Origin of the sequence: Hippea alviniae EP5-r, assembly GCF_000420385.1 — a bacterium.
GTDB classification, from domain to species: Bacteria; Campylobacterota_A; Desulfurellia; order Desulfurellales; family Hippeaceae; genus Hippea; species Hippea alviniae.
This window is the reverse complement of record NZ_ATUV01000001.1, coordinates 948,122-972,834: the sequence shown is the minus strand read 5'-3', so window position 1 is coordinate 972,834 and position 24,713 is coordinate 948,122. Positions and strand designations below refer to the sequence as shown.

23 protein-coding genes are annotated in these 24,713 nt (G+C 33.6%); 14 read left to right on the top strand and 9 right to left on the bottom strand.

Annotated elements, in window-relative coordinates:
- Positions 1-14 precede the first annotated feature (14 nt).
- Together G415_RS0105025 and G415_RS0105020 are read right to left on the bottom strand one after the other, a co-directional pair.
- The gene (locus G415_RS0105025) at positions 15-1,109 is read right to left on the bottom strand and encodes a competence/damage-inducible protein A (protein WP_022670520.1); all 1,095 of its coding nucleotides are present in this window, start codon (positions 1,107-1,109) and stop codon (positions 15-17) included.
- 12 nt (positions 1,110-1,121) lie between these two features.
- Positions 1,122-1,880 carry a sulfite exporter TauE/SafE family protein gene (locus G415_RS0105020; protein WP_022670519.1) on the bottom strand — a complete coding sequence of 253 codons (759 nt, stop codon included), beginning with the start codon at positions 1,878-1,880 and terminating at the stop codon, positions 1,122-1,124.
- Positions 1,881-1,970: 90 nt separating this feature from the next.
- On the opposite strand from G415_RS0105020, the gene trxA reads away from it, so the two are divergent.
- Positions 1,971-2,330 (top strand): thioredoxin, encoded by a 360-nt coding sequence (trxA, locus tag G415_RS0105015; RefSeq protein WP_022670518.1) that lies wholly within the window; start codon positions 1,971-1,973, stop codon positions 2,328-2,330.
- Positions 2,331-2,378: 48 nt separating this feature from the next.
- Here the strand turns inward: trxA and G415_RS0105010 are convergent, their stop codons facing one another.
- Positions 2,379-2,642: an RNA recognition motif domain-containing protein gene (locus tag G415_RS0105010; protein ID WP_022670517.1), complete on the bottom strand. Its 264-nt coding sequence runs from the start codon at positions 2,640-2,642 to the stop codon at positions 2,379-2,381.
- Positions 2,643-2,903: 261 nt separating this feature from the next.
- On the opposite strand from G415_RS0105010, the gene G415_RS11160 reads away from it, so the two are divergent.
- Positions 2,904-4,568: a methyl-accepting chemotaxis protein gene (locus G415_RS11160; RefSeq protein WP_022670516.1), complete on the top strand. Its 1,665-nt coding sequence runs from the start codon at positions 2,904-2,906 to the stop codon at positions 4,566-4,568.
- 35 nt (positions 4,569-4,603) lie between these two features.
- On the opposite strand, the gene G415_RS10740 is transcribed toward G415_RS11160, so the two are convergent.
- A complete protein-coding gene (locus G415_RS10740) occupies positions 4,604-5,089 on the bottom strand; it encodes a DUF302 domain-containing protein (protein ID WP_022670515.1) in 486 nt (161 codons plus the stop codon).
- Positions 5,090-5,269: 180 nt separating this feature from the next.
- On the opposite strand from G415_RS10740, the gene G415_RS0104995 reads away from it, so the two are divergent.
- Positions 5,270-7,369, top strand: a complete 2,100-nt coding sequence (locus G415_RS0104995) for an LPS-assembly protein LptD (RefSeq protein ID WP_162138538.1) — start codon at positions 5,270-5,272, stop codon at positions 7,367-7,369.
- Positions 7,369-7,617: an EscU/YscU/HrcU family type III secretion system export apparatus switch protein gene (locus G415_RS0104990; RefSeq protein ID WP_022670513.1), complete on the top strand. Its 249-nt coding sequence runs from the start codon at positions 7,369-7,371 to the stop codon at positions 7,615-7,617. Before G415_RS0104995 ends, G415_RS0104990 begins: the two co-directional genes overlap by 1 nt.
- Here the strand turns inward: G415_RS0104990 and G415_RS0104985 are convergent.
- Positions 7,614-9,158 (bottom strand): sigma-54-dependent Fis family transcriptional regulator, encoded by a 1,545-nt coding sequence (locus tag G415_RS0104985; RefSeq protein ID WP_022670512.1) that lies wholly within the window; start codon positions 9,156-9,158, stop codon positions 7,614-7,616. The genes G415_RS0104990 and G415_RS0104985 overlap by 4 nt on opposite strands.
- A gap of 145 nt (positions 9,159-9,303) precedes the next feature.
- Here G415_RS0104985 and glnA point away from each other — a divergent pair, with 145 nt between their 5' ends.
- Positions 9,304-10,716 (top strand): type I glutamate--ammonia ligase, encoded by a 1,413-nt coding sequence (gene glnA, locus G415_RS0104980; RefSeq protein ID WP_022670511.1) that lies wholly within the window; start codon positions 9,304-9,306, stop codon positions 10,714-10,716.
- 26 nt (positions 10,717-10,742) lie between these two features.
- Here the strand turns inward: glnA and hemG are convergent, their stop codons facing one another.
- Together hemG and G415_RS0104970 are read right to left on the bottom strand one after the other, a co-directional pair.
- Positions 10,743-12,071 carry a protoporphyrinogen oxidase gene (gene hemG, locus G415_RS0104975; RefSeq protein WP_022670510.1) on the bottom strand — a complete coding sequence of 443 codons (1,329 nt, stop codon included), beginning with the start codon at positions 12,069-12,071 and terminating at the stop codon, positions 10,743-10,745.
- Complete coding sequence (locus G415_RS0104970) at positions 12,068-12,739, bottom strand: SIMPL domain-containing protein (protein ID WP_022670509.1); 672 nt, start codon at positions 12,737-12,739, stop codon at positions 12,068-12,070. The genes hemG and G415_RS0104970 overlap by 4 nt, the downstream gene beginning before the upstream one ends.
- Positions 12,740-12,969: 230 nt before the next feature.
- Here G415_RS0104970 and G415_RS09910 point away from each other — a divergent pair, with 230 nt between their 5' ends.
- From G415_RS09910 to G415_RS0104920, 9 genes are all read left to right on the top strand, one after another.
- Positions 12,970-13,989 (top strand): glycosyltransferase family 4 protein, encoded by a 1,020-nt coding sequence (locus G415_RS09910; RefSeq protein WP_081639333.1) that lies wholly within the window; start codon positions 12,970-12,972, stop codon positions 13,987-13,989.
- Positions 13,962-15,521, top strand: a complete 1,560-nt coding sequence (gene murJ / locus G415_RS0104960; protein WP_022670507.1) for a murein biosynthesis integral membrane protein MurJ — start codon at positions 13,962-13,964, stop codon at positions 15,519-15,521. Before G415_RS09910 ends, murJ begins: the two co-directional genes overlap by 28 nt.
- 4 nt (positions 15,522-15,525) lie before the next feature.
- Positions 15,526-16,221, top strand: a complete 696-nt coding sequence (locus G415_RS09905; protein WP_022670506.1) for a glycosyltransferase — start codon at positions 15,526-15,528, stop codon at positions 16,219-16,221.
- 5 nt (positions 16,222-16,226) lie between these two features.
- A complete protein-coding gene (locus G415_RS0104950; protein WP_022670505.1) occupies positions 16,227-16,964 on the top strand; it encodes a DUF2334 domain-containing protein in 738 nt (245 codons plus the stop codon).
- A gap of 197 nt (positions 16,965-17,161) precedes the next feature.
- A complete protein-coding gene (locus G415_RS0104940; protein ID WP_022670503.1) occupies positions 17,162-18,031 on the top strand; it encodes a glycosyltransferase in 870 nt (289 codons plus the stop codon).
- A complete protein-coding gene (locus tag G415_RS0104935; protein WP_022670502.1) occupies positions 18,028-19,182 on the top strand; it encodes a glycosyltransferase in 1,155 nt (384 codons plus the stop codon). Before G415_RS0104940 ends, G415_RS0104935 begins: the two co-directional genes overlap by 4 nt.
- Positions 19,179-20,288: a glycosyltransferase family 4 protein gene (locus G415_RS0104930; protein WP_022670501.1), complete on the top strand. Its 1,110-nt coding sequence runs from the start codon at positions 19,179-19,181 to the stop codon at positions 20,286-20,288. Before G415_RS0104935 ends, G415_RS0104930 begins: the two co-directional genes overlap by 4 nt.
- 19 nt (positions 20,289-20,307) lie before the next feature.
- Entirely contained in the window at positions 20,308-21,354 is a 1,047-nt protein-coding gene (locus tag G415_RS0104925) for an EpsG family protein (RefSeq protein WP_022670500.1), read from the top strand.
- Positions 21,355-21,421: 67 nt separating this feature from the next.
- On the top strand, positions 21,422-22,678 hold the full coding sequence (locus tag G415_RS0104920) for an O-antigen ligase family protein (RefSeq protein ID WP_022670499.1): 1,257 nt from the start codon (positions 21,422-21,424) through the stop codon (positions 22,676-22,678).
- On the opposite strand, the gene G415_RS0104915 is transcribed toward G415_RS0104920, so the two are convergent.
- Both G415_RS0104915 and G415_RS0104910 read right to left on the bottom strand, forming a co-directional pair.
- On the bottom strand, positions 22,667-23,842 hold the full coding sequence (locus G415_RS0104915) for a BaiN/RdsA family NAD(P)/FAD-dependent oxidoreductase (protein ID WP_022670498.1): 1,176 nt from the start codon (positions 23,840-23,842) through the stop codon (positions 22,667-22,669). The two genes, G415_RS0104920 and G415_RS0104915, sit on opposite strands and share 12 nt — an antisense overlap.
- A complete protein-coding gene (locus G415_RS0104910) occupies positions 23,835-24,671 on the bottom strand; it encodes an MqnA/MqnD/SBP family protein (protein ID WP_022670497.1) in 837 nt (278 codons plus the stop codon). Before G415_RS0104910 ends, G415_RS0104915 begins: the two co-directional genes overlap by 8 nt.
- Positions 24,672-24,713: the final 42 nt, after the last annotated feature.

Sequence of the window (24,713 nt, the reverse complement as noted above, 5' to 3'; positions counted from 1 at the left end):
TTATAATAGCACAATTAATCATAATTTTCCATAAGCCACTCGTAAATAAATCCAAGCGTTCTTTTTGATATAGATTTTCTTAAGAAATTTATATTACCTAAGTATCTCAATGTTGTCTCTATCCTCTCGTCATTTATCCTTACTTTTAAATCAAACTCGTTTCCAACGAGATTACACGGGCATGCTAAAATATCGGCTTCTTCGAATATATTTTTGATATCGCTGTTTTTGTCGCTTATGAGACTTCCAACAAAAGATGGTTTATCATACATAAGTTGAGATAGATATCCTGCCGTTATGCTCTCCAAGAATGCTATGTTTAAATTGAGCTTTTCAAGTGTCTCAGAAAGCACATCTTCGATTGTCTCGTTTTTATCGGAGTATAACCTATATCCAAACTCATCTTCGATAATCTGTTTTATCTGTTCTATTCTGCTTTTGTCTTGAGATATTAACCTTACTGCAAGCTCACCTTCCATAGCATTCAATATAACCTTCACATTGTCGGTATTAATACTCTTTACAAATTTGTCCATGTCGGATTCTGGCACACCTATTAGCTTTAAATCCATTCTAAATAGCTCTTTTTTTGGGATTATCTCTTTTATTATGTTTATGCAGTAATTGTCAAACATCGGTTTCATCTCTGTTGGCACGCCGGGTAAACTTATGAAGTATGAATTCTCACATTTGATAAATATTCCCGATGCCGTCCCGTGTTTGTTTGGTATAAGTTTGCAGCTTTCTGGTAAAAAAGCCTGTCGTGTATGTGAAAGTTTTAATTTTACACCTTTGGCTCTTACCTTTTTCAAAACATCAAAATAGGCTTCTCTGTTTAGTTTTAACTTTTTTTTGCAGGTTTTGGCAATGGCAAGGGTTGTGTTGTCGTCAAATGTTGGCCCTAATCCGCCTGTCGTTATGATTATAGACTCTTTTTTGATTAGATTCTCAAATAGGCTGACTATCTCTTTTAGACTATCTCCAACGGCAAAAAAGCCATCGGGCTTATATCCTTCTTTTGTAAGCTGTTTTGCTATATAGTTTGTGTTTGTGTCTAAAATAGAGCCTTCGAGTATCTCTTCTCCAATTGAGACGATGTAAATTTTCATGCCCTTTTCTCCTTAAAATAGAAACAGTTTTATTGCAAATATCACAAGAAGTATGAGCAGTGCAGCCCTTATGAATTTATCACCTTTCTTTATCGATACATTGATTGCGAGTTTTGCTCCGATTATACTTCCAAGACCAAGCAGTATGCCTATGGGTATATTTACCTGATGGGCTAATAAAAAAACAGGCAAAATCATTATCGTATAAAGTGTGATTATGAGCACTTTTATTGAGTTTGCTTCAACCATGTTGAATCCGCCCCATATTGATGCTGTGATTATGAAGAACCCTACACCTGCCTGAATAAATCCGCCATAGATACCTATAAAGAAAAAGGCTATAATCATAAAAACCCACTTTTTTTTACTGAAGTCTCTGTTTTTTATAAACTTGTCCGGCTTGTATATTGTAATTAAGCTTATTAGAACCATTAAAACGGCTATGATTTTCTTTAAAATCTCATTGGGTGTGCAGGTTGCTATATAACTTCCAAAGAGCGCTCCAGCTATTGCGGGTATGCCCATTAAAAATGCAAATTTTACTTTTAATATCTTGAGTTTGTGAAAATTTAAGGATGCGAATACATTTTGAATAATGAGTCCAACTCTTGTTGTTCCATTTGCTACATTTGGTGGCAGGCCTATTGCTATCAAAAAGGCAAGGGTAAGAAAAGAACCACCGGCTGCCAGCACATTTATAAATCCGACAATTATGCCTAAGGTAAAAATGCCTATGCCCTTAAGCAGAGTCAAACTTCCAATCTCAAACATAAAGACATTTTATAACAGGTTGATGGGTTTGACAATGAGATAGTTGTATGTTAGCCTTATGGACGAATTTTTTGTGTATGGAGGATGTTGATGGTTGAAAATTTAACGACGCAGGATTTTAAGGAGAAGATTTTTAACTGGGAAGAGAGCAAGGATTGGCATTACAAGGGTGATGTGCCTTGTATCATCGATTTTTATGCAGACTGGTGCGGGCCATGCAAAATGGTTGAACCAATCTTAAATGAGCTTTCTGAAGAGTATGATGGAAAAGTTAAGTTTTATAGGGTTAACACTGACCAAGAACAGGAACTTGCTGCGGTATTTGGCATCAGAAGCATACCATCATTACTTTTTGTTCCTTTAAATGAGCAACCGCAAATGGCAGTTGGAGCACTTCCAAAAGAAGCTTTCAAGCAGGCTATAAAAGAAGTGTTTAAAATAGAAGAGTAAGAGAAGGATATTGAAAGGGCAGGTTAAACCTGCCCTGTTTGAGTTTTGTTAGAATCTGTTGCGTGGCTTTCTCTCTCTGGCTTCGTTAACCTTTAAGTTTCTTCCGCCAAAGCTTGTTCCATTTAATGACTCGATAGCCTTTTGAGCAGCATCTGAATCCATCTCGACAAATCCAAATCCTCTGGACCTGCCTGTCTCTCTGTCGGTGATAATCTTAGTTGAACTTACTTCACCATACTCCCCAAATAATTCCTTGAGCTCTTCCTCCGTCGTTGCGTAGGGAAGATTTCCAACATAAAGCGTCTTAACCATAAAAATACACCTCAACACAAAAATCTATTGCCAACGCTTAAGCGTTTGGCTCTTCATTGAACTATATGGCCAATAGTCAATGAAGTTGACTCTTTTATATCACTCTAAGTTTGCCTTGTCAAACTTTTGAAAAGGGTTATATTGGAAGCCGTATGCATGCTATGCGTTGTTGTGCTATCGGTAATTTTATTATTAACTTGAATTTAAAGTATGAGTTTGATAGATTCAATCGGTTTAAAATTGTAGTGGGAGGGTTACACGATGTTGTTTAGGCTGTTTGTTTTTACAGCTGTAAGTTTTTTGCTTTATTTTTTAGGCGGTCTTCTCGGTTATCTATTTTTTAGGGAAACATTCTTAAATCATTTTCTTTTGTTTTTTGTTTTGGCGTCAGTTGTTTTTACTGCTGCCAACCTATGGTACTACTATGTTCAACTTATATCAAACTTCAGTAAGATAAATAAAGAATTTGGAGAGCTGCTCAAAGATGAAAGAATAGATTTATTAAAAGAGATTAAAACTCCAGGAATTCCATTTGTTGAAACATTTGTTAAGAGATTCAAAGATTTTATTCATGGTGTTGTTGGAAAGCTTATAACCGCTGCAGGTAAAGCAAGTGTGTTTAACGCTAAGTTTAATCATGAACTTAAGAAAACCATTGAAGCAATTAATGAGAATATGGCTCAGTTCGATGCAATTAATGCAACAATGAAAGATGCTTCGTATGCTGTAACGGATATTTCAAAGAATATTGAAGAGTTTAGTAATTTTATGAGTGAAATAGAAGCAGCATCAAAAGAGGTCTTGCAAATAGCTGTAAATGTTGAGAATACGATGCAGAATAATGTCGAAATGATGGAGAGTGGAAGGCATCTTATAGACGAACTTGGAGATAATCTAAAGAATATTTCTAACATAGTTAATGTTATAAATGACATAGCAGACCAGACAAACCTACTTGCTCTAAATGCAGCCATCGAAGCAGCACGAGCAGGAGAAGCTGGTCGTGGTTTTGCCGTTGTTGCCGATGAAGTAAGAAAACTTGCAGAAAAAACACAGGCTAATGCTTCTGAAATTTATGAAATGATAAGAACTGTAAGTGCAAATGCCGAGAAACTTATTGAACAGAACCTAATTATTGCAAACAAAATAAAGGAAAGTGGAGAAGAAGCCGTAAAAATAAAGGATACATTTGAAGGTGTTGTTGGTGAAATTCAAAAAGCGTCTCAGATGCTTTCCAATATAACAGCGGCTATTGAAGAGCAATCTGCTTCAATTGAAGAGGTTACCCAAACAGTAACCACAGTAACTCAATCTACTCGTGAAGTTGTGAATAGTCTTAATGATGTAGCAAATCAAAGTGTGGACTTAAGTGAGGTTTCTGATGAGGCTTTTAAGATTTTACAAAAACTGAGGATAGACCACCCGATGGAGGATATATATAAGTTGTTGAGAGAGGCAAAAGCAGAAATAGAGAAAACTATAGAGGATGCAATTAAAAACGGTGTTATATCTTCGGCTGATATCTGGGATAGAAATTATGTGCCTGTTCCTAATACAAATCCTCAAAAGTATGAGACAAGGTTTACTGATTTTGTTAAAAAGTATATTCAGCCCATTGAGGATAAATATTTGGCAAAGAACAACAAATTTAAGTATTTCTTATTAGTTGACAATAATGGATATGCCGCTGCTCACAACTCTATCTACGACAAACCTTTAACAGGTGATTATGAGAAAGACTTAATAGGTAATAGGTCAAAAAGAAAATTTGATGACCCTGTTGGTTTAGCAAGTGCAAGGAACACAGAACCTTTACTTGTTCAGACATATTTAAGGGACACAGGAAATGCTATGTATGATGTCTCAGTTCCTATTTATGTTGAAGGCAAGCATTGGGGTGGCCTAAGGGTAGGAGTAGAAGTATAGGGGATTGCCGGGCATTATGCCCGGCTTTTTGCTTTTTATGAGAATATTCTTTTGAACATTTCTTTTTCTGTTTTCTCAACTTCGAGCATTGCCTTTTTAATTTCTCCAGTAAACATCTTTGCCATTAATCCTATATTCATTTTTGAAATATAGGTTTTACCGTCTGCTTTTTCCATAACAGCCCAAGAGCATGGCATAATTCCAGCCATTGCATTGTTTGTGTTTATTACCCTTGCTGCCAAATTCGCATTACAAACAAAATAAACTGTTAGTTTTCTGATGTTTGGAACATCAATGTTTCTGTCTTCGAAGACTTTGTAGAAATTCCATTTTTCAAAAGGAAAACCCCAACCACTGTTTGAAAACTGGGGTATTACCTTTTCGATGGCTTTACATGTTTCTTCAAAGTTTTTTGGTGATGGTATCTCTTTTACCATTTGTGTTTGGAATAGTTTTAAAGTTAAAGCTCCTAAGGATGCTGCTCCTATTGCAGCTCCGCCTATCGCATGTAATATTTTCATAAAAACCTCCCAACATACATAAAATTTTCTTTTTGTTAGCTCAAGTGAGATAATATCTGACTTAAAATTTAAAATCAATTTTCTAATTTAATTAGTTAAATGATAAAATTATTTAGTCGTTTGAAGGGTTATTATATTATTGAGTTGCAAAAAGCCAATTAAACGCATATACTTAAAAGCATGATGAAGGGTATAAAAATTTTTGTCCTTCTCTTTTTTTTATTTGTCCCTTTAAGGGTTTTTGCTGATAGTGTTGTCCATATAAAAGCTGACCACATTTCTTATAATAAAGGGCTTTCTACATACTATGCATACGGCAATTGTATAGTTTATGACTCTCAATACTCGCTTAAAGCCGACACTATTGCATACAATGACAACTCATCTGTTGCAGAAGCCAAAGGCAATGTGTTTTTAGAAGATTCCAAGGGAAACTGGATAAAGGGCGATTATGCTAAAATAAATTACTCAACCTATCAAGGTTTTATAAAGAATGCGATTATGTTTATAAAGGGCAATGGATTGTATGTTAAAGCTAAGAAGATAATTATGTATGATAAAAATCATTACTTTATAAAAGACGGGATAATCACAAGTTGTAAATGCGACGAATTTTTGAATTTTAATAGTAGATGTTATCCGAAGTGGACTGTAAGTGCATCCAATACTTACATAGTTAAAGATGATTATCTTTTGTCTTATCCTATTATTTTAAGAGCACGAAGTGTTCCTGTATTTGTCTTACCTTTTTTGCATAGAAGTTTGTCTAAGGAAAGAAAAACGGGTTTTTTAATGCCGCAGCTTGGCGTCTCTTCAGGTAAGGGAACTGTATATATTCAGCCGTTTTTTATCAATATTAGCCCGTCTCAGGATATAACACTCTATCCATTTACATACACGAAAAAGGGAAACGGCATCTCAGCTGAATATAGATTTTATTGGACAAGGCATTCAAAGGGCAGATGGCAAGTGACGGTATTTAAAGAGAAAACACCATACAAAAGCAGCAGTAGTAGGCATACAAGGATTAACCTTAAAGCAACACAGTGGGCTGATTTTGGAAAATACGGAAGATTTAATTATAAGCTCAACATTGTAAACAATAAAAACAATCTTAGGGTTATAAATCAGAGCAATATAGAACTTTCTGGTGATAGATATACCGTATCAACTGCGTCGTATTATCTTTCTCATAATGAGTACTTCTTCTCTGTTTATGGAAATTATAGACAAGATTTAGTTTCTGAAAATAATAAAGAAACACTTCAAGACTTGCCTGTTGTTAAATTTGGTATCACTGGGAAAAAACTTTATGAAAATTTAACGCTTGATTTTACTCAGACTATTGCAAATGAGTTTAGGATAAAAGGAGAAAGGGGCGTTTATACAGATAGTTCTGGTTTTCTCTATTATCCTTTTAAGGTTTCATATTTTAATATTACGCCTAAGGTTGGTGCTCATAGGCTCTGGTCTGAGTGGAGAAATGCTCCTGATAATGATAAGCATTATAAGAGCTCTTTTATTCCGGATTATATCATCTCATCAAGCACGCAAATTATTGGTGTCTTTCTAAATGATAATACAGAAGGGTTTAAAGGTTTAAAACACACAATAAAACCAACAGTTGAGTATGAGTATATTCCAGAAAGGTCTCAAGATTTTCCGGATTTTGTGAATACCTATCCGAAAACAAACCTTATAACCTTTACGCTTGAGAATAACTTAACGGCAAAATATCTGTTCAAAGATAACCCTATTTATAGGGATGTCTTTTATAACAAGCTCATTGTTAAGTATGATTTTATTAAGAAATACGACACGCCATTCCCACCGGTATATGAAGAGACAACTATAAGGCCGTTTAACTTTCTCTCTTTGACTTCAAAGGCTCACTACTTCTTTAAAAAGCATCTATTTACCGACTCAACAGAGAGTTTGGATATTTCAAGTAAAAGAGCAGGTTTTGGTATTGGTTATTCTATGGCAAGAGATTCCGACTATAACCTTGAAGATGAGACAGTAAATTCTAAAGTTTATGTCTATCCGATAAAGGAGCTTTATCTCTATACTGAAGCCAAAAAAAGCATAATGCATCATTACTTTCCAGAGAGAAAGTTTGGTTTTATGTACACTGAAGACTGCTGGGGTATAGGCATAGACTTCTATCTCAACAGAGTTGCAGAAGAAGACTCAAATGGCAACTATTCCACTCATTTAAACAAAGGTTTCTGGATAACACTCAATCTTACTGGTTTATTTAGCATAAAAAGGCAGTATTGATGGAAGGAAATAAAAAGGCCGTTGCATTGAGATATCTTCAAGGTGAAGATAACGCACCCAAGGTTGTTGCAAAGGGTAGGGGATATTTGGCTCAGAAAATAGAAGAGTTAGCAAAAGAGTATGACATACACATAGAGAAAGACCCACAATTGGCTGAGAGTCTCTATAAACTCAAACTAAACGAAGAGATACCAGAAGAGCTATACGAAGCCATAGCGAAGATTCTTGCCTTTATCTATAGACATTAAAACTTCTGTATCTTTATACCGTATTTTTTGATTCTGTAATCAAGCTGTCTGATTGTATAACCTAAAAGCCTTGCTGCCCTTGATTTTACATAACCAACTTTTTTTAAGGCGTCTTGTATCTGCTGTTTCTCTATTGACTCTATGGTTGAAGGTATGTCTGTTAAAGTCGATGGCTGTTGGATTGTTGGCTCTTCTGCTTCGTCTTTTATGTATGTTGGCAAGTCGTCTTCTTTTATATCTTTGTCATTCATAATTACGAGCCTTTCAATGGTATTTTCAAGTTCTCTTATATTGCCGCCCCATCTGTAGTTAACCATTATCTTTACTGCTTCTTTGGTTATGCCGATTCTTTTTTTGTATTGTTTGTTAAACTTTTTTAAGAAGTAATCTATCAGTATCGGTATGTCTTCTTTTCTTTCCCTTAAAGGTGGCACATGTATTGGTATAACATTGAGACGGTAATACAAATCTTCCCTAAAATGCCCGAGTTTTATTAATTTTTCTATATCTTTGTTTGTTGCTGCAATGATTCTTACATTAATAGGAATAGTTTGCTCACTTCCCAATCTTGAAATTTCTTTATCCTGAAGCACATTTAACAGCTTTGCTTGAAGTGTTAATGGCATATCTCCTATCTCGTCCAAAAATAGCGTTCCGCCATCTACAAGCTCGAATTTGCCTTTTTTTCTTGATGTAGCACCAGTAAAAGCACCTTTCTCATATCCGAACAATTCACTTTCTAATAGATTTTCTGGTATGGCTGCACAGTTTATCGTTGCAAATGGCTTATCCCTTCTCGGACTTAGTTTATGTATCGTTTTTGCTATTAAGCTTTTTCCTGTTCCGCTCTCTCCTGTTATTAGAATTGTTGAATCTGTTGTTGCAACTTTGAGCAAGACCTTTTTTAAATTAGAGATTGCATCAGATACACCGATTATATCGTTTAAGGCTATTGCTTCTTTGCTTATTGTGCTTAAAAGAATCTCTTTTTCTTCCTGCCAGTATTTACGCTCTTCTTCCATTCTCTCATACATCTTTTTTGTCAAACCAATCAATGTTGCGAGTGTTGAAAGCATCTTTATTGCGTCATCGTGGGAGAATCCCTTTGATTTCTCTTTGTATGTGCATAAAACTCCGAACTTCTCTCCACCAACCTTTATAGGAACGCCCAAGAATACAAGCTCTTCACTTACTCTTTTCGTTAATTTTGTTTTGTTTAGGTATTTTGGATTGTTTTTTATGTCGTAAATAACAGCTGGTAGTTCATTTTTAAAGATACTTCCAACAACACCCTCTCCATTTTTGAATACACCTTTAGATACTTCCTTTTTTGTCATACCAAAACTTTCTGCTATTTTCAATGCACCTATCTGCTCATCATATAACACGACAAATGAGATTGGAGCATCCCAGTATGAGTATAAGATTTTCAATATCTCCTTAAGTGATTCGTTTAGTGTGTTCTTTTTACTTAATATTTTGCTTGCTTCGTGGATAATGTTCAGATATCCTTCTTTTATATTTATCTGTTGCACTATCATAGTGTTGTCAATTTTACAAAAATGTATTCAAAATAGCAAGCATAAATGTTTTAAAAGGCGTTAAGTTTGTAAAAATTCCTATTAAAACAGTAATGGAACTGCTTTTGCTCTAAAACCGACAAAACTTTAAGTGGAGGTAAAAGGTATGACGGTTGAAGAAATCGTAAAAAAGATTCAGGAAGAAGACATTAAGATTGTTGATGTAAGGTTCGTTGATTTACTTGGAACATGGCAGCATTTTAGCGTTCCTGCACATGTGTTTACAGAAGAAGTTTTCGAAGAAGGTTTAGGTTTTGACGGCTCTTCAATTAGAGGGTGGAAGAGTATAAACGAGAGTGATATGCTCGTAATGCCGGACCCAGCAACGGCATTTATGGACCCATTTGCTGAAGTTGCAACACTCAATATTATCTGCGATATCGTTGACCCAATAACAAGAGAGCCTTATGAGAGACATCCAAGGGCGATAGCAAAAAAGGCAGAGGAATTCTTAAAATCTTCTGGTATTGCAGATGTTGCATTCTTTGGTCCTGAGCTTGAGTTCTTTATACTTGATGATGTTAGATACGATGTAAAACCAAATACATCTTACTATGCTGTTGACTCTGTTGAAGGTATCTGGAATTCTGGTAAAGATGAAGACCCAAATCTCGGATATAAGATAAAACATAAAGAAGGTTATTTCCCTGTTGCGCCGCTTGACAGTCTGCAGGATTTAAGAAGTGAGATAGTGCTTGAGCTTGAGAAGGCTGGCATAGAAGTTGAAGCACATCATCACGAAGTTGCAACTGCTGGTCAAGCTGAGATAGATATAAAGTATGCATCACTCTTACAGCAGGCTGACAATGTTATGAAGTATAAATACATTGCAAAAAATGTTGCATTTATGTATGGCAAGACAATAACATTTATGCCTAAGCCTATAGCCGGTGATAACGGAACAGGTATGCATACGCATCAGAGTTTATGGAAAGATGGCAAGCCTTTGTTTGCTGGAAACGGTTATGCAGGTTTAAGTGAAATAGGCCTTTATTACATTGGTGGTATATTGAAGCACGGCAAGGCTTTGGCCGCTTTTACAAACCCAACAATGAACTCATACAAGAGACTTGTTCCTGGTTTTGAAGCTCCTATTAACCTTGCATACTCATCAAGAAACAGGTCTGCAGCTGTGAGAATTCCAATGTACTCGCCATCTCCAAAGGCAAAAAGAATAGAAGTGAGATTCCCAGACCCATCTGCCAATCCATATCTTGCATTTACTGCAATGCTCATGGCTGGAATTGACGGAATAATCAACAAGATTGACCCAGGTGAGCCACTTGATAAGAATATTTACGACTTGCCACCCGAAGAGCTCGCTAAGGTTGAAAAGATGCCGAGAAACTTAGAAGAAGCTCTAAACGAGCTTGAAAAAGACTATGAATTCTTGCTAAGAGGCGATGTTTTCACAGAAGATTTAATCAAAACTTGGATTGAGTACAAAAGAGAAAACGAAATCAAATATGTCAACTCTATCCCGCATCCTGCAGAGTTCTATCTCTATTTCGATGTGTAAAAACCTGGCAGGCTTTTTGCCTGCCTTTATTTTATTTTTTTTAAAAGATTATAAGCCGATTTTATGCAGTCGTTAAAACTGATACCGTAAAAGGCGTTTCCTGTTATAAATATGCCTTTATGCTTTAGTTCAAACGCTTTGGTTGTTTCTATAATCTCTTTGTGTTGCATTGTGTATATCGGTATGGCTTTTTTGTGAATTACCTTATATGAGAACTCGAATGGAGCGAATATTTTAGCGCTACGCTGGAGTTCTTCTGTTGCTATTTGGAATAGGTTTTTCTTAAATGGGCTCTCTTTTGCCAATGCGCCGCCAACCATTAGTCTTATCAGAAACTTATCTTCTGTTGAGCGAAACGGAAATATACTTGAATCGAACAGAACACCTATAACATCTCTAATCTCATCAAGGGCAAACAAGTATCCAAATGAGTTTACTATATCTGGAAGTTTGTTTTTATTGAACCCTAAGGCTACAACAGCCATTGGTGCATACGGTATCTGGTTTAGAAGTTTTGATGTCTCTAAATCTGTGTTTTTTAGAATGTTTGCAAGCGAGTATGATTCAACGGCAAATATGACTATATCGCTTTTGTATTCTGATTTTTTGCCAAATAGTGTGTATCCTTTTGATTCGCTTTTTATTGATATTATCTCATCGTTTGTTTTATCTATATCTTTGTTTAGATGTTCTATAAAACTGCTTATACCGTCTTTGAATGAGAGCAGTTTTGAGTCAAATCCACCAGATGCCGAAGAAGCCTTTGCCTTTTTGTTTCTCATAAGATTTATAAGGCCTTTAATTAAAGAGCCGTGCTCTTTTTCTATCTCTTTTATCCTTTTAAAGTTTGACTCCATGCTCATAATAGCCGGATCACCTGCAAAGACACCACAAACCATAGGCCCTATGATTTTGTTTAAAAAATCTTCGCCCAATCTTCTCTTTACAAAATTTTCAACAGTTTCATCTTCAATTATAGGTTTTATAAATGGCTCTTTTAGTATGTTTAAAATGGATTTTTTTCTTAACAAGCCCGAGCTAAACAGCTTCAGTGGGTTTGATGATATCTCTTTTAGTCTGCCGTCTGAGAATATAAACCGTCTTCTTGCTTCATCGTTGCTCTCTATTATACTGTTTTCAAAGCCGCTCTCTTCAATGAGTTTTATTGTCTCTTTTTTGTTCTCTAAGAATCCGTTTGGGCCTGTTTCTATTAGATATGATTCTTTTCTTATGCTTTGAGCTTTGCCGCCAAAGTTAGACTTTTCTATAAGCAGAACATCGTAGGGTGTGTATTTTTTTATAAGATATGCAGCAGATACACCAGAGATTCCACCACCTACGACTATAGCTCTCATTTTAGCGTTAAGATAGCCGAAAATCTCACATTGGCTTTTATCAGCTTTTGGCCAGATGATAGAGAGAAGTTGGAGTTTGGACTGCTTTTTGAGAATGCTCTAATATTTCCTTCTCTGATAAAAAACGGATGTGAGTATTTTACATCTATGGAGCCAATCTTGTATTTACTGTTTAATGTGCTGTTTACTATTGATAGCAGTCTTTTGCATTTTACAAGGGCTTCTTTGAATATCTCGTTTTTTATCTCTGTCTCCTTTTTATCCGATAGTGTGTATTTTATGTTTACTGTTGTTATGCCTGTTTTATACGGGAAGCGTCTGTTTGATATGTAATTTAGAACTCTGCCCGTTGAGTTTATTTTGTCGCTGTTTACCGTTATTATAATAGAAGCCATTTTTGATGAGTTATAACCTGAAACTGTTTTTATCGATTTTGAAGCGTAAATCTTCTTCAAAAAGCCCACAAACTCGTTGTTTATGGGCTTTAATCTTTTTAGGGCTTCTGTGTAGTTGTCTCCTTCAGCCCATACCTTGAATGTCATATTTACCCTGTCGCAATTTACCAATTTTTTTATCTCGAATGATGTTGATATAACCGAAACTTCGGCTGCTTTTGTTGATGTTGCAAGTAGGATAGCTATTACGGCAACCAAAACTATCCTTTTCATAACACATCTCCTCCTCTTACATTTTCTTTTAAAGAGTTATCGCTGCAAGGATCATTATTACAAAGTTTGGAGTAAAATTCAAAAAAATTAAGAAGCATCGTAAAATATTGTAAAATCTTGCAACTTCAAAAGGAAAAAAATATTATAAACTGTAATATGAATTGGATGTTTTTATTTTTATTAGATGCATTGAATTTGAAATCTGATTTGTAGTCAGGAGAATATTGTAATTGAATAATACTTCAGTTGTATTGATTTTAGTTTTTTATCTGTCTTTAGTTTTAAATCTTTTTATATGGCATATATCTAAAAGCAAGGGCATATTTTTAGATAAAGGAAGAGAAAACAAGCCTCAGAAGTTCCATAAAAAAGATACCCCCAGAGCTGGTGGTATAGGTGTGGCTCTATCCTTTTTTGTAGGAACTTTATTAGCTTGCAATGGAATAGGGTTAAAATTGTTTATTTCATCTTTACCTGTCCTTTTTGGTGGTATTTTTGAGGATTTAAAAGGGGGTGTAAAACCTTCTGTCAGACTTTTTTTAGCTTTTTTGTCAGCTGTCCTGGCCATTTTACTTACAGGGTTTAGAGTAGAAAATCTTGGTTTTGTTGGTTTACCTTACATGGTTTCTATATTGTTTACTATTTTTGCCGTGGCAGGCGTGACGAATTCTATAAATATAATAGATGGACTTAATGGTTTGGCTAGTGGGTTTTCTATTATAGCCCTTATAATTTTTAATATTACCCTTTATTTCTTGCATAATTATGAGCTTTTAAAAGTTGGCGTGATGCTTGCTGTTGCTACTTTTGGTTTTTTTGTTTTAAACTTTCCTAAAGGGTTGATTTTTTTGGGAGATGGTGGCGCTTATTTTTTGGGGTTTATGTTAGCTGAGCTTTCAGTAGCTATAGTTTTTAAGTATAGTAGCATTTCTCCATGGTTTTGTCTTGCCGTTATGATATATCCCGTTTGGGAAGTTTGTTTCTCTTTCTATAGAAGAAAAATATTGAAAGGTGCTCCTGCAATGTCTCCTGACAAAATGCATTTTCATAGTATTTTGACAAGAAAATTAACGAAAACTAATTACTTGAGCTCTTTAGTAATCTTGGTTTCTCTATTGCCTTTTGAGGTATTAGCCCTTCTCTTCAGAAGTAGAACATCTCTTTCGATGTTGGTAATATTCTTTTTTATTAGTATTTATCTTTTTGTTTACAGTACTTTGATATGGACCAGAATAAAACCAAGAAGGTAGGAAATCATAAGTCGGCTAAAATATTAGCAAGTAAACAGAATATAATAAGCGGTGCGTTGTGGATAACTCTATTTACTTTAGGGTCAAAAATTCTTGGCTTTGTTCGTCAAATTATAACCGCTACTTTGTTTGGGACTACTCCTGCATTTGATGCTATTGTTATAGCTAAAGAACCAGCGGTATTTTTTGCTGATACAGTTCAATCATCTTTTTCTTTGGTAGCAGTTCCTTTTTATTTAGAAGAAAAGTTGATAAAAGAAGAGCTTGCAAAACAATTTACTAAAAGTTTCTTAGGATTAACACTTATTTTTCTCCTTGTCTCGAATACTTTACTTTTTATTTTTCCTGATTTTTTTATAATTATTTTAGCCCCCGGTTTTTCAGCTAATTTAAAATCTCTTTCTTATGAGTATATAAGAATATTTACCATCTTTTCGGTATTTAGCGGAGTGGTAAATATGTTTGTCTCCTTTCTAAGAGCGGAGAGAATGTTCTTGCAAAGTTCTTTACCTTTTTTTGCTTTTAATATTTTCGCTATACCTATACTTGTTATATTGTTTTCAACTGAGGGAGCTAAATCGTATCCAGTAGCTTTTTCTGTCGCTTCTTTTTTTGTATTGTTAATTTCTTATTTTTTGGGTAGAAATGTGTGGGGTTTAATCCCTTTTTCTTTTAACTTTGGGCTTAAGACTTTTAAAGCATTTGTGGTGTCTGTACCATTGTTTATATCTGATTTAATAGGGGTTGTGAACAATATGGTAGATAAGGCGTTTGCTTCGTTTTTACCTTTTGGTAATGTGTCAGCTCTTAGTTATTCTTTTAATTTAATAAGTGTTGTGTCGGCATTAGCTACGCAAGGAATAGTTTACTCTTCTTTTACTTATATTTCAGAAAAGATTGTTGTGTTTGAATCGAAGAGATTAGAGTCTCAGATAAGCGAAATAATAAAATTTATTATTAAAGTTATGCTGCCTGTTATTGCTTTATTTATAGTTGCTTCCTCAGATATAGTATCTATTATATATCAGCATGGTAGATTTACCGCGGAGTCTACAAATAAGACCTCTATGGCTTTGATGGGGTATTCCTTTATGTTGATTACTATACCGTTCAATAAGATTCTGAGTAATTTATATATATCTAAAAAAAACACAATAACAATAACAATTATGAGTTTACCTTTTGTTTTACTAAATGCTTTCCTTGATTGGTTTTTTGTTAAATTATTTGGTGTATTCGGTTTATCTTTGGTATCGAGCATTGCTGGCTTCTTGCGTGGAGTTGTTTTATTTTTTGATGTAAAAAGACGATATAGAGTAAATATAAATTTTTTAAACAAAGAGGTACTCGTTTCATTGATTCTATTTGTTCTGTATATCTTTATTTGTAATTTTGTATGTTCATACTATGGTTTTTCCAAGTATGAAGGTCTATTTATGAAGCTTTTAATGTTTTTTATTTTTGTGATTATATCCGCTAAGAAGGAAATTAGGTTTTTGCTTGGTAAAGTTTCAAATAAAATTAAAGGATAATATTATGAGAATGCTTTTTGTTATACCATCTCTTGGAATGGGTGAAGCAGAAAGAGTTTTGAGCTTATTAGCTAATTATTTCAGTTCCAAGCTTGAAGTGCATATACTAACCATATGTAAAAGCGAGATTTTTTATGATTTGAGAGACGACATTACCGTCCATATGCTTGATCTTTGTGGAAAGTCTAATGGAAGGTTGAATAAGGTAAAGCAGTTCGATGTTCTTATAGATATTTATTCTAACTTAGATGCAAAAAAATTCAAATTATATATAATTGGAGATGGAGAAGAAAGAGAAAATTTGAAGAATATAATAAAAGGGAAGAAATTAGAAAATTCAGTAAGGCTTATTGGTAGGGTGAAGGATATAGAGAGATATTATGCAAGAGCAAAAATTTTTGCCTTGACATCAAGATTTGAGGCTTTTTCAAATGTTCTGATAGAAGCCATGAGTTGTGGATGTGCTGTTATAAGTTTTGATTGCCCTTATGGACCTGCTGAAATAATTAGTGATAATATTGATGGTTTGTTGGTGAGAAATCAAGATAAGGAAGAATTTTTAATAAAGCTGTCAGAGTTGGTGAAAAATGATAACCTTATAAAAAGGCTTTCTGAAAATGCAATAGAAAAAGCAAAAAAATATAGCTTTAATGAGATAGTAAAAATGTGGGAAAAGGAGATAAATCGTATAATAAGGTAAGCATTATGAGTGCTAAGTATATAGTGAGATTTGATGATGCGTCTCCAACGATGAATAAAAAAAAATGGCAACGAGTTGAAAGGTTATGTGATGAGTATAATATAAAGCCCATAGTGGCTATTGTACCTAATAATAAAGATAGTGACCTTGTTTGTGATTCTTATGACAGCTCGTTTTGGAGTAAGGTTAAAGATTGGCAAGATAAAGGATGGTATATAGCTTTACATGGATATGAGCATAAATATGTAACTCAAAATAGCGGATTGGTTCCTATAAATAATAGGTCTGAGTTTGCAGGTTTGTCTTATGAAGAACAAAAAGAAAAAATAGAAAAAGGAATGAGAATATTTAAAGAGCATGGTATAGAGCCTAATATATGGGTAGCGCCTGCTCACTCTTTTGATAAGAATACTCTGCTTGCCTTAAGAGAAGTGGGTATAAGTATCGTAAGTGATGGTATAGCTTTGTATCCTTTTGTAAAGTATGGTTTTAAGTGGATACCTCAACAATTGTGGCATTTTAGAGTTATGCCCTTTGGTGTTTGGACTATTTGTTTGCATCCTAATAAGATGGGAAAAGATGATTTTAAGAATATGGAAGACTTTATTAAAAAGAATAAAGAGAGTTTTATAGATGTGTCTTCTCTGAAATATAAAAATTTCTGCGTTTTGAATATGATTTTTGGAAAGGTTTATTGGCCAATAAGAAGACTTAGAAGTATGATGAGAAAGGGAAAATCATGAAACATGTTGTTTTTGTTATTCATCAGTTAAACTTTGGTGGTGCGCAAAGAGTATTAATAAACATTATAAATAGCTTGGATATTAGTCGTTATAGAGTTACTCTTATAAAATTTCATGGAAGAAATGAGATGGAATAATACATAAGAAAGCCAATTGATATTATTACATTAAATACTCCAAATGTAAAAAGCGGAATTTTGAAGCTTTACACTGCATTAAGGAAACTTAAACCAGATGTGGTATTTTCTGGTATAGCCCATGTTAATTTGATTGTTGGTATGTTAATTCCGCTGTTGCCAAAAGAAATAAAATTTATAGCAAGAGAGACGAATATTCCAAGTATAAATAACAGAAGGGAAAAATTCCGTCATTTTGATAAAATATTATATATGTTTTATAACAACTTCAATGCAATCGTTTCTCAATCTAAATTTATGAAAAGAGACTTGATTTTGAATTTTGGCATAAAACCTAACATAATACATGTAATACCCAACCCTATTGATATTGAGAATATAAAAAGTAAATCAGCTTGTAAAGATTCACTATTAAGGTATGGCGATAGAAGACTTCTATTCGTAGGTAGAATGGAGTATCAAAAAGGATGTGATTTATTGATAAAGTCTCTCTCTTTAATGAAAAAAGATTACCATTTGTATATAATTGGCGATGGGAAAGATAAAAACTCTGTGATTAGCTTGGCAGATAGCTTGAATGTAAAAAAAAGGGTGCATTTATTGGGATTTAAAACCAATCCGTATAAGTACATGAGCCAAGCTGACCTGTTAATTTTGCCTTCAAGATACGAAGGTTTGCCCAATGTGGTTCTTGAAGCTAATGCTTGCGGTATTCCAGTAGTAGCTTTTGGGTGTCCTGGTGGAACTGTGGATGTGATAAAAAATGGGGTAAATGGGTTTTTAGCAAAGTGTGAAGATACTTATGATTTGGCAAATACAGTTGAAACAGCGATAAGATATAAGTGGGATAAAGAAGAAATAATTGAGCATGCGTTAAGGTTTGATGTAAAATATATAGGTTTAATGTATGAAAAGTTGCTTCAAATATGAATAAGTTTGCTTTTTTGATTAACTCTCTTTCTAATGGAGGAGCGGAGAAAGTTCTTGCGACCGTTGCAAATGAGATAAGCAAAGAGTGTGGTGTTGAAATAATTTTGTTAGAAAAAAATATAAAGTATCAAATAAACCCTAATGTTAAGGTTGTATATCTGTCTAACTTGTCGGGTAATGAGTCTGGTTTGATAAAAGTTTTATCTACTTTTATTATGGCTTTTAAGTTAAAAAAATATGTAAAAAAAGAAAGAATAAAGTTTATCCAAAGTCATTTATATAGGGCTAATTATGTTAATGTGTTAGCTAAGATTTTTGGTAGTAAACATCGTGTTCAAATTGTTAATCATGGAACTTTAAGTAGGTATAAGAAAAGTAAATTTGTTTCTATAAGATTGTTTTTGATAAAAATTTTTTATTCGAAAGCAGATTTAATAATATGGGTTTCAAAAGGTATGCAAAATGATGCGAATAAAAAGTTAAAGCTAAAAATAAAACAGGCTGTTATAAACAATCCTTACGATGTAGATTTGATAGTGAAAATGAGCCGAGAAAAGGTTGAGGATTTTGATTTTGAATCGGGTAAGATATATTTGATTTCCGTTGGAAGACTTATAAAGTTAAAGAGAAATAAAGATTTGATAAGGGCTTTAAAGTTTTTACCTGAGAATACTGAAGCATTATTTCTTGGGGATGGTGAAGAGAAGGAAAAGTTGATATATTTATCGAAAAAATTGGGTGTAAAAGAGAGAGTGCATTTTTTAGGAAGTGTTGGAAATCCCTACAAATATATGAAAAATTCCTATTTGCTTGTTCATACAAGTGAAACAGAGGGTTTCCCTAATGTGTTAGTTGAAGCCATGGCTTGTGGTATTCCCGTTGTTAGCAGTGATTGTGTTAGTGGACCAAGAGAGATACTTTCTCCTAATACTTCTTGTTCTAAGCGTCTTGATTATAATGATGGAATAGAGGTTGCAGAATACGGTATACTCTATCCTGTAGGTAATGTTGGTAAATTGGTAGAGGCTATAAATTTTCTTATTCAAAATAACGATTTATACGATTTATATAAAAAGAAAGTTAAACAGAGAGTTTATGATTTTTCTGTAAAAAAAGTAATTAGGAAATATAAAGAAGTTTTAGGTCTGTGAGTATTAAAGTAGCTGTAAGTTCTAATACATGTTGGTCTATATATAATTTTCGTTTGGGTTTAATCAAAAAACTTTCTGAACACTATGATGTATTTATAGTTGCACCTAAGGATAAATATAGCGAAGAGATAGAAAAGTTGGGATTTAAATTTTACGATATAAAGATGGATAGAAAAGGTAAGAATCCCCTTGTTGATTTTGAAACATTGTTGGAATATTATAAAATTTATAAGAAAATTAAACCCGATATAGCTCTGCATTTTACTATAAAGCCTAATATATACGGAAATTTGGTTTGTAAAGTTTTGAATATTCCTACTATTAATAATATAACAGGATTGGGTCATGTTTTTTCCAATCAAACCTTATTAACCAAGATTGTAGTAAGTATGTACAAAGTGGCACTTAAAAACTCATTCGTTTTTTTTCAAAATAGCGAAGATAGAAATATGTTTTTGGAATTGGGTATTGTCGATAATAGGAGTAGTGATGTATTGCCGGGAAGTGGCGTTAATGTTGAATTTTTCAAAGCTGTTAACCAAAAGAGAAAGGGAGAACGCTTTACTTTTCTATTTATAGGTAGAATGTTAAAAGAGAAAGGAGTTAAAGAGTATATTAAAGCTGCTGGCATTATTAAAAGCAAATATAAAGATGTAAATTTTTTATTGGTCGGGAAAGTAGATGAAAATGATTTAGAGTATGTATCTTTAAGTGAATTAGCAATGTGGGAAAAGCAGGGTGTTGTTAGATATTTAGGTGAGACAGATAACCCAAAAGATGTGATTGCTAAAGCTGATTGTGTAGTTTTGCCTACTTATTATAAAGAAGGTGTTCCTAAGGTTATCTTAGAATCGCTGAGTATGGAAAAACCTGTAGTGACAACTGATGTTCCAGGGTGCAGAGATGCTGTGAAAAATGGGGTAAACGGTTTTTTATGTAAACCTAAAGATGTTAAAGATTTGACTGAGAAAATGGAAAAGATGGTTAACTTTACAGAAGACGAAAGAAGAAAAATGGGTAAGATCGGAAGGGAGATTGTAAAGGAAAAATTCAACGAAGATATAGTTATACGCAAGTATCTTAATATTATAGAAAAATTGACTTAGCTGAAAGTAGAGCAGAACGATGTTGTTTTATGTTTTAATTTACATAACAATTATAGTAAGTGCTTTTCTCTCTTTGGAATTTAATGTAAGCCTTAATAAAAAAATAAAGTATGGCATATTTCTTTTGTTTTTAGTGCTTTTTGTTGGTTTTAGATGGAAAATAGGGGGAGATTGGGATAGCTATTTGGGTGCATATAAAAATCTTTCTTTCAGACAAATATTTACATTTGACCCTGGATATGTGGTTGTAGAATATATATCAAAATTTTTGGGGTTAGGTATAGTTGGAGTTAATAGTATATGTGTTTTTCTTTTTGGGTTAGGTTTTATTTATTTTTTAGAGAGCTTCGAGTTAAGCTTATCTCAAAGTTTGGTTATAGCTTTTCCTTATTTAATAACAGTTGTTGTTGGGGGATATTCGAGACAGAGTGTATCTATAGGGTTTGTTATGGCTATGTTTGGAGCTTTTAGAAAAAAAGATATAATAAAAACGTTATTGTTTTATGCTCTTGCGATTGTATTTCACGAAAGTGCCATTGTATCGGGTATAATATTTTTATCTGATAAAAGATATTTCAGTAAATATGTTAAATTAACGTTAATTCTTTTATTGTTTATATCTATAATAATGCATAAAGTTATATATGATAGATTTATGCATTTTTATCAACTTTATGTTGTATCTAATATAATGCATTCTACCGGAGCTATAATAAGGTCAATAATAAATACAATTCCTGGAGTTTTTTTGTTTTTTCTGAAAAATGAATGGGAGAATAGGTATGGAGATTTTTGGATGTGGGGAGTGGTGAGCATCTTTTCGGGCTTGGTTTTGATAATGGTTTTGACGACTCACTTGACAACTTTAGGAGACAGAATATTGCTTTTTTTCTATTCTCTACAGATTATTGTTTTTAATAGAGTAATTTATTTTGTTGAAAATAAATTACTAAAGTATGGATTATTTTCTTTTATTTCTATATTTTATTTAGCTATGCTTATAGGATGGTTTTTATTTTCTTCTCATGGGAGTTTTTGGGTACCTTACAAAAATATTCTACTTTAACTTTTTGGTGGTTTAAATTTTTGTATTTTTTTGAAATTTTTGTTTGTTTCGAGTATAATTTTATGAAATGGCGAAGTTCAAAAGAGTAGCCATATTTTTTATAACTTTGTCTTCATATCTGTTTGCTTTAACTATTCCTATTTCTATAGCTGGCGATAATATAGCCATTGGTGTTGCATCTGCCGGTATCTTGTTGTTTCTTTTGAGTAAGGATTTTAAGAATTATCCACTATTTAGGCCGCTTCTTATTTTTCTTATACCTGATGTTTTAACTATGATCAGTCAAATGAGCTTGTCGTTTTTAAAGATGAGTTGCTTAAATCACCATCTTATTCCCTATTTCTCTTCGTATAAATCATTTAAAGAGAAAAAGGTTTTTAGGAATGTGATAAATTTGCTTGCTCTCTCATCGATGGTTCTATCAGTTGCAATAATATTCGAAGCGTTTACCCATCAACACCTAAAACACATTGACTTTTATAATTTGCATTTTTATTTTCACCCTTCTGAAGCATGGGGCTTTCTAAATAATCATCTTACAACTTCAGGTGTCTTATTGCTTCTATTTTTTTTATTTGTTGGTTTATCTTTTTATCTTAAAAGGGTTTTGTATGCAGTTGCTTCTTTGTTTATTTTTATTGCTATTATTTTAGCTCAAGCCCGTTCGGCTTGGCTTGGCTTTATTGTTGGAGTGGGTTTTTTTTCCGTGTTGGTTCCTAAGACTTTATTGAAGAAAGTGGGTGTGTTTGTAGTAGGGTTGTTACTTTTTATGCTGTTGATCTTTGCTTTTCCTACCCTTAAAAGTAGATTTATGAGTTCTTTTAAAGTTAATATAGGAAAGAGAGCGAGCGGGAACATAAATAGAATTATTATATGGAAGTCATATTTAAATACATTTAAAAACTATACAATTAAGCAGAAAATATTTGGAGCAGGAAGAGACACCAGGGATTTGGTTTATAAAGAGTTTGTTGTTATTTTTAAAAATACTATTCCTGCTAATTTAAAAGTTAAACCCGAAGAAAGATTTTATGGTGGCATCTCTCATAACATCTATTTAAGATACTTAGGTGAAACGGGTATAGTGGGCCTTTTGGGTTATCTTCTGTTTTGGTTTTATATGTTATTTTTAAATTTTAAAGCAGCAAGAGAGTCGCCAAGAATGAAGGCTATATTCTATTCGTTTGTTGGCAGTTATATTGCGTTTCTTGTTATGGGTTTCTTTGAAAATACATTTGTTGATGCGACAATAAAGATGGCTTTGATGTTTGTAATTGGTATGAACTTCTATCTCATGGACGAGAAGGAAAAATCACTTGAATAGTCTTCTGTTTATCTCGTCTGCAACTAAAAATCCGCTTGAGAATGCAAACTGAAGGTTAAATCCGCCTATGGGACCTTGAATATTTAAGATTTCTCCGCAGAAGAATAGGTTTTTGGCGATTTTTGACTCAAGAGTCTTAGGGTTAACTTCTTTTAAGCTTACACCACCTTTTGTTGCAAATGCTTTTTTAAAGCCGCATTTTTCTATGTTTAACTCAAACCTAAAGACGAAATCGGCTATTTTGTTTAGTTGTTTTCTATTTAGATTTGCACAGTTTAGCTCAGCATAAGGTGCTAATTGAGCAAGCCTTTCTGGTATGTGTTTTGATAGAAGATTTTTTGTTTTGCCTTTGAAAAAGTGGAGTCTGTTTATAAAGGTTTTCTCATCAAGGTTTATGAGTCTTAAAAAGAGTTTTCCTTTTTTGAAACTTTCGCTTGAGAGTTTTAAGACTGCTGGCCCGCTTATCCCAAAATGAGTAAAGATAATGTCACCTTCTGTTTTTATGGTTTTTTTGCCTATTTTTAGTGTTAGTTCAACATTACGCAGTGATATACCCTGAAGATTTTTTGTTTTTTTACAACAAAATGGTGTTTCAATAGGTTCCAACGATTCTATTCTGTGTCCAAGTTGCTCTGCAAGTTTATATCCTGAACCATCAGAACCTGTCTGTGGATAGCTTTTGCCACCCGTTGCAAGCAGAACAAACTTACTTTTATATGTCTTGTTGTTTAGAGTTTCTATCCCAAATGTTTCATCTTCTTGTTTTACTTTGATAACTTTGTGAAACTTTTTAAGTTTGAACTTTTTTTGTGTTTCATTTAGCAGAATATGGGCGAGCTCTTTTGAGCTTCTGTTTTTTAATCTAATCTTTTCATTTTCCGTTATGGTTTCTATGCCGTAATATTTAAGAAACTCAAGCAGTTCATTTCTGAAAAATCTTCTGAATGTATCAATAACAAACCTTCCATTTTTGCCGTATGATTGGATAAATTCATCAATTGTAAACGTATTTGTGATATTGCAGCGATTATTTCCCGTTAAAGCTAACTTTAACGCTCCACTTTTTGCATCAAGAATTATAACATTATCAGTTTTTAGATTTAAAGCGCAGGCAAGCCCACATGCACCTGCGCCTATGATTGCAACATCGTAAATTTCAGACAAGGTCTATTTCTGGCAGTTTATCTATTAAACCTTTGTCGTATGCTTCTTTTAGAAGCAGTCTGCATGCTTTGAGTCCGTTTTCGCCCATATCGACAGTTAGTTCGTTTACATACATGCCAACGAATTTATCAGCTAAGTTTTTGTCCATTCCACGAGCAAAGTTGAGTGCATATTTTACGGCTTCTTCTCTGTGATTTAAAGAAAACAGAATACTCTCTCTTAAAATATTCGATATGTTTTTCATCTCTTCGCCGAATTTTCTATGAATGGCATTTACGCCAAGTGGTAGTGGTAATTTTGTCTTCTCATACCACCAAACGCCTAAATCGACAATTTTTTCAAGCTTATAGTTTGAGTATGTTAACTGGCCTTCGTGTATTATCAAACCAGCATCAACATCTCCGTTTAAAACAGCATCAAATATCTTGTCAAACGGTATAACTTCAACGGTTAAATCCTTTCCCAAAAGCAGTCTTAACTCAAGGTATGCACTTGTCAGTTTTCCCGGTATGGCTATGAGTTTCTTTTTAAGTTCTTCAAGCTCAAACTTCTCTTTAGCCACAATCAGCGGCCCATACTTATAACCCATACTTGCACCGCTTGAGAGTATTGCATATTTATCTGAGATTGTTGGGTATGCTGCTAAGGATATTGCTGTTATATCAAGCTTTTCTTCAATTGCCATCTCGTTTAATGTCTGGATATCCTTTAGGATTTGTTCAAACTCATAGCCATTTGTGTCAACGCCATTTTCTATGTTTAAACCATAGAACATAAACGCATCGTCTGGGTCTGGGCTGTGTCCCAATGTTAGAAGCTTTTTTTCCATTTTTTGAACCTCCCTATGAAAGTTGAATAGATTATACGAAAA

Bases quoted from the DNA above. Each gene is read 5' to 3' on its own strand.
- G415_RS0105010 (WP_022670517.1), bottom strand. From the start codon at position 2,642: ATGGTTAAGACGCTTTATGTTGGAAATCTTCCCTACGCAACGACGGAG.
- G415_RS0105025 (WP_022670520.1), bottom strand. From the start codon at position 1,109: ATGAAAATTTACATCGTCTCAATTGGAGAAGAGATACTCGAAGGCTCT.
- G415_RS0104920 (WP_022670499.1), top strand. From the start codon at position 21,422: ATGGCGAAGTTCAAAAGAGTAGCCATATTTTTTATAACTTTGTCTTCA.
- G415_RS09905 (WP_022670506.1), top strand. From the start codon at position 15,526: ATGAGAATGCTTTTTGTTATACCATCTCTTGGAATGGGTGAAGCAGAA.
- G415_RS0104910 (WP_022670497.1), bottom strand. From the start codon at position 24,671: ATGGAAAAAAAGCTTCTAACATTGGGACACAGCCCAGACCCAGACGAT.
- G415_RS0105020 (WP_022670519.1), bottom strand. From the start codon at position 1,880: ATGTTTGAGATTGGAAGTTTGACTCTGCTTAAGGGCATAGGCATTTTT.
- hemG (WP_022670510.1), bottom strand. From the start codon at position 12,071: ATGAGAGCTATAGTCGTAGGTGGTGGAATCTCTGGTGTATCTGCTGCA.
- G415_RS0104950 (WP_022670505.1), top strand. From the start codon at position 16,227: ATGAGTGCTAAGTATATAGTGAGATTTGATGATGCGTCTCCAACGATG.
- trxA (WP_022670518.1), top strand. From the start codon at position 1,971: ATGGTTGAAAATTTAACGACGCAGGATTTTAAGGAGAAGATTTTTAAC.
- murJ (WP_022670507.1), top strand. From the start codon at position 13,962: ATGGACCAGAATAAAACCAAGAAGGTAGGAAATCATAAGTCGGCTAAA.
- G415_RS0104995 (WP_162138538.1), top strand. From the start codon at position 5,270: ATGATGAAGGGTATAAAAATTTTTGTCCTTCTCTTTTTTTTATTTGTC.
- G415_RS0104925 (WP_022670500.1), top strand. From the start codon at position 20,308: ATGTTGTTTTATGTTTTAATTTACATAACAATTATAGTAAGTGCTTTT.
- G415_RS10740 (WP_022670515.1), bottom strand. From the start codon at position 5,089: ATGAAAATATTACATGCGATAGGCGGAGCTGCAATAGGAGCAGCATCC.
- G415_RS0104990 (WP_022670513.1), top strand. From the start codon at position 7,369: ATGGAAGGAAATAAAAAGGCCGTTGCATTGAGATATCTTCAAGGTGAA.
- G415_RS0104970 (WP_022670509.1), bottom strand. From the start codon at position 12,739: ATGAAAAGGATAGTTTTGGTTGCCGTAATAGCTATCCTACTTGCAACA.
- G415_RS0104985 (WP_022670512.1), bottom strand. From the start codon at position 9,158: ATGATAGTGCAACAGATAAATATAAAAGAAGGATATCTGAACATTATC.
- glnA (WP_022670511.1), top strand. From the start codon at position 9,304: ATGACGGTTGAAGAAATCGTAAAAAAGATTCAGGAAGAAGACATTAAG.
- G415_RS11160 (WP_022670516.1), top strand. From the start codon at position 2,904: ATGTTGTTTAGGCTGTTTGTTTTTACAGCTGTAAGTTTTTTGCTTTAT.
- G415_RS0104935 (WP_022670502.1), top strand. From the start codon at position 18,028: ATGAATAAGTTTGCTTTTTTGATTAACTCTCTTTCTAATGGAGGAGCG.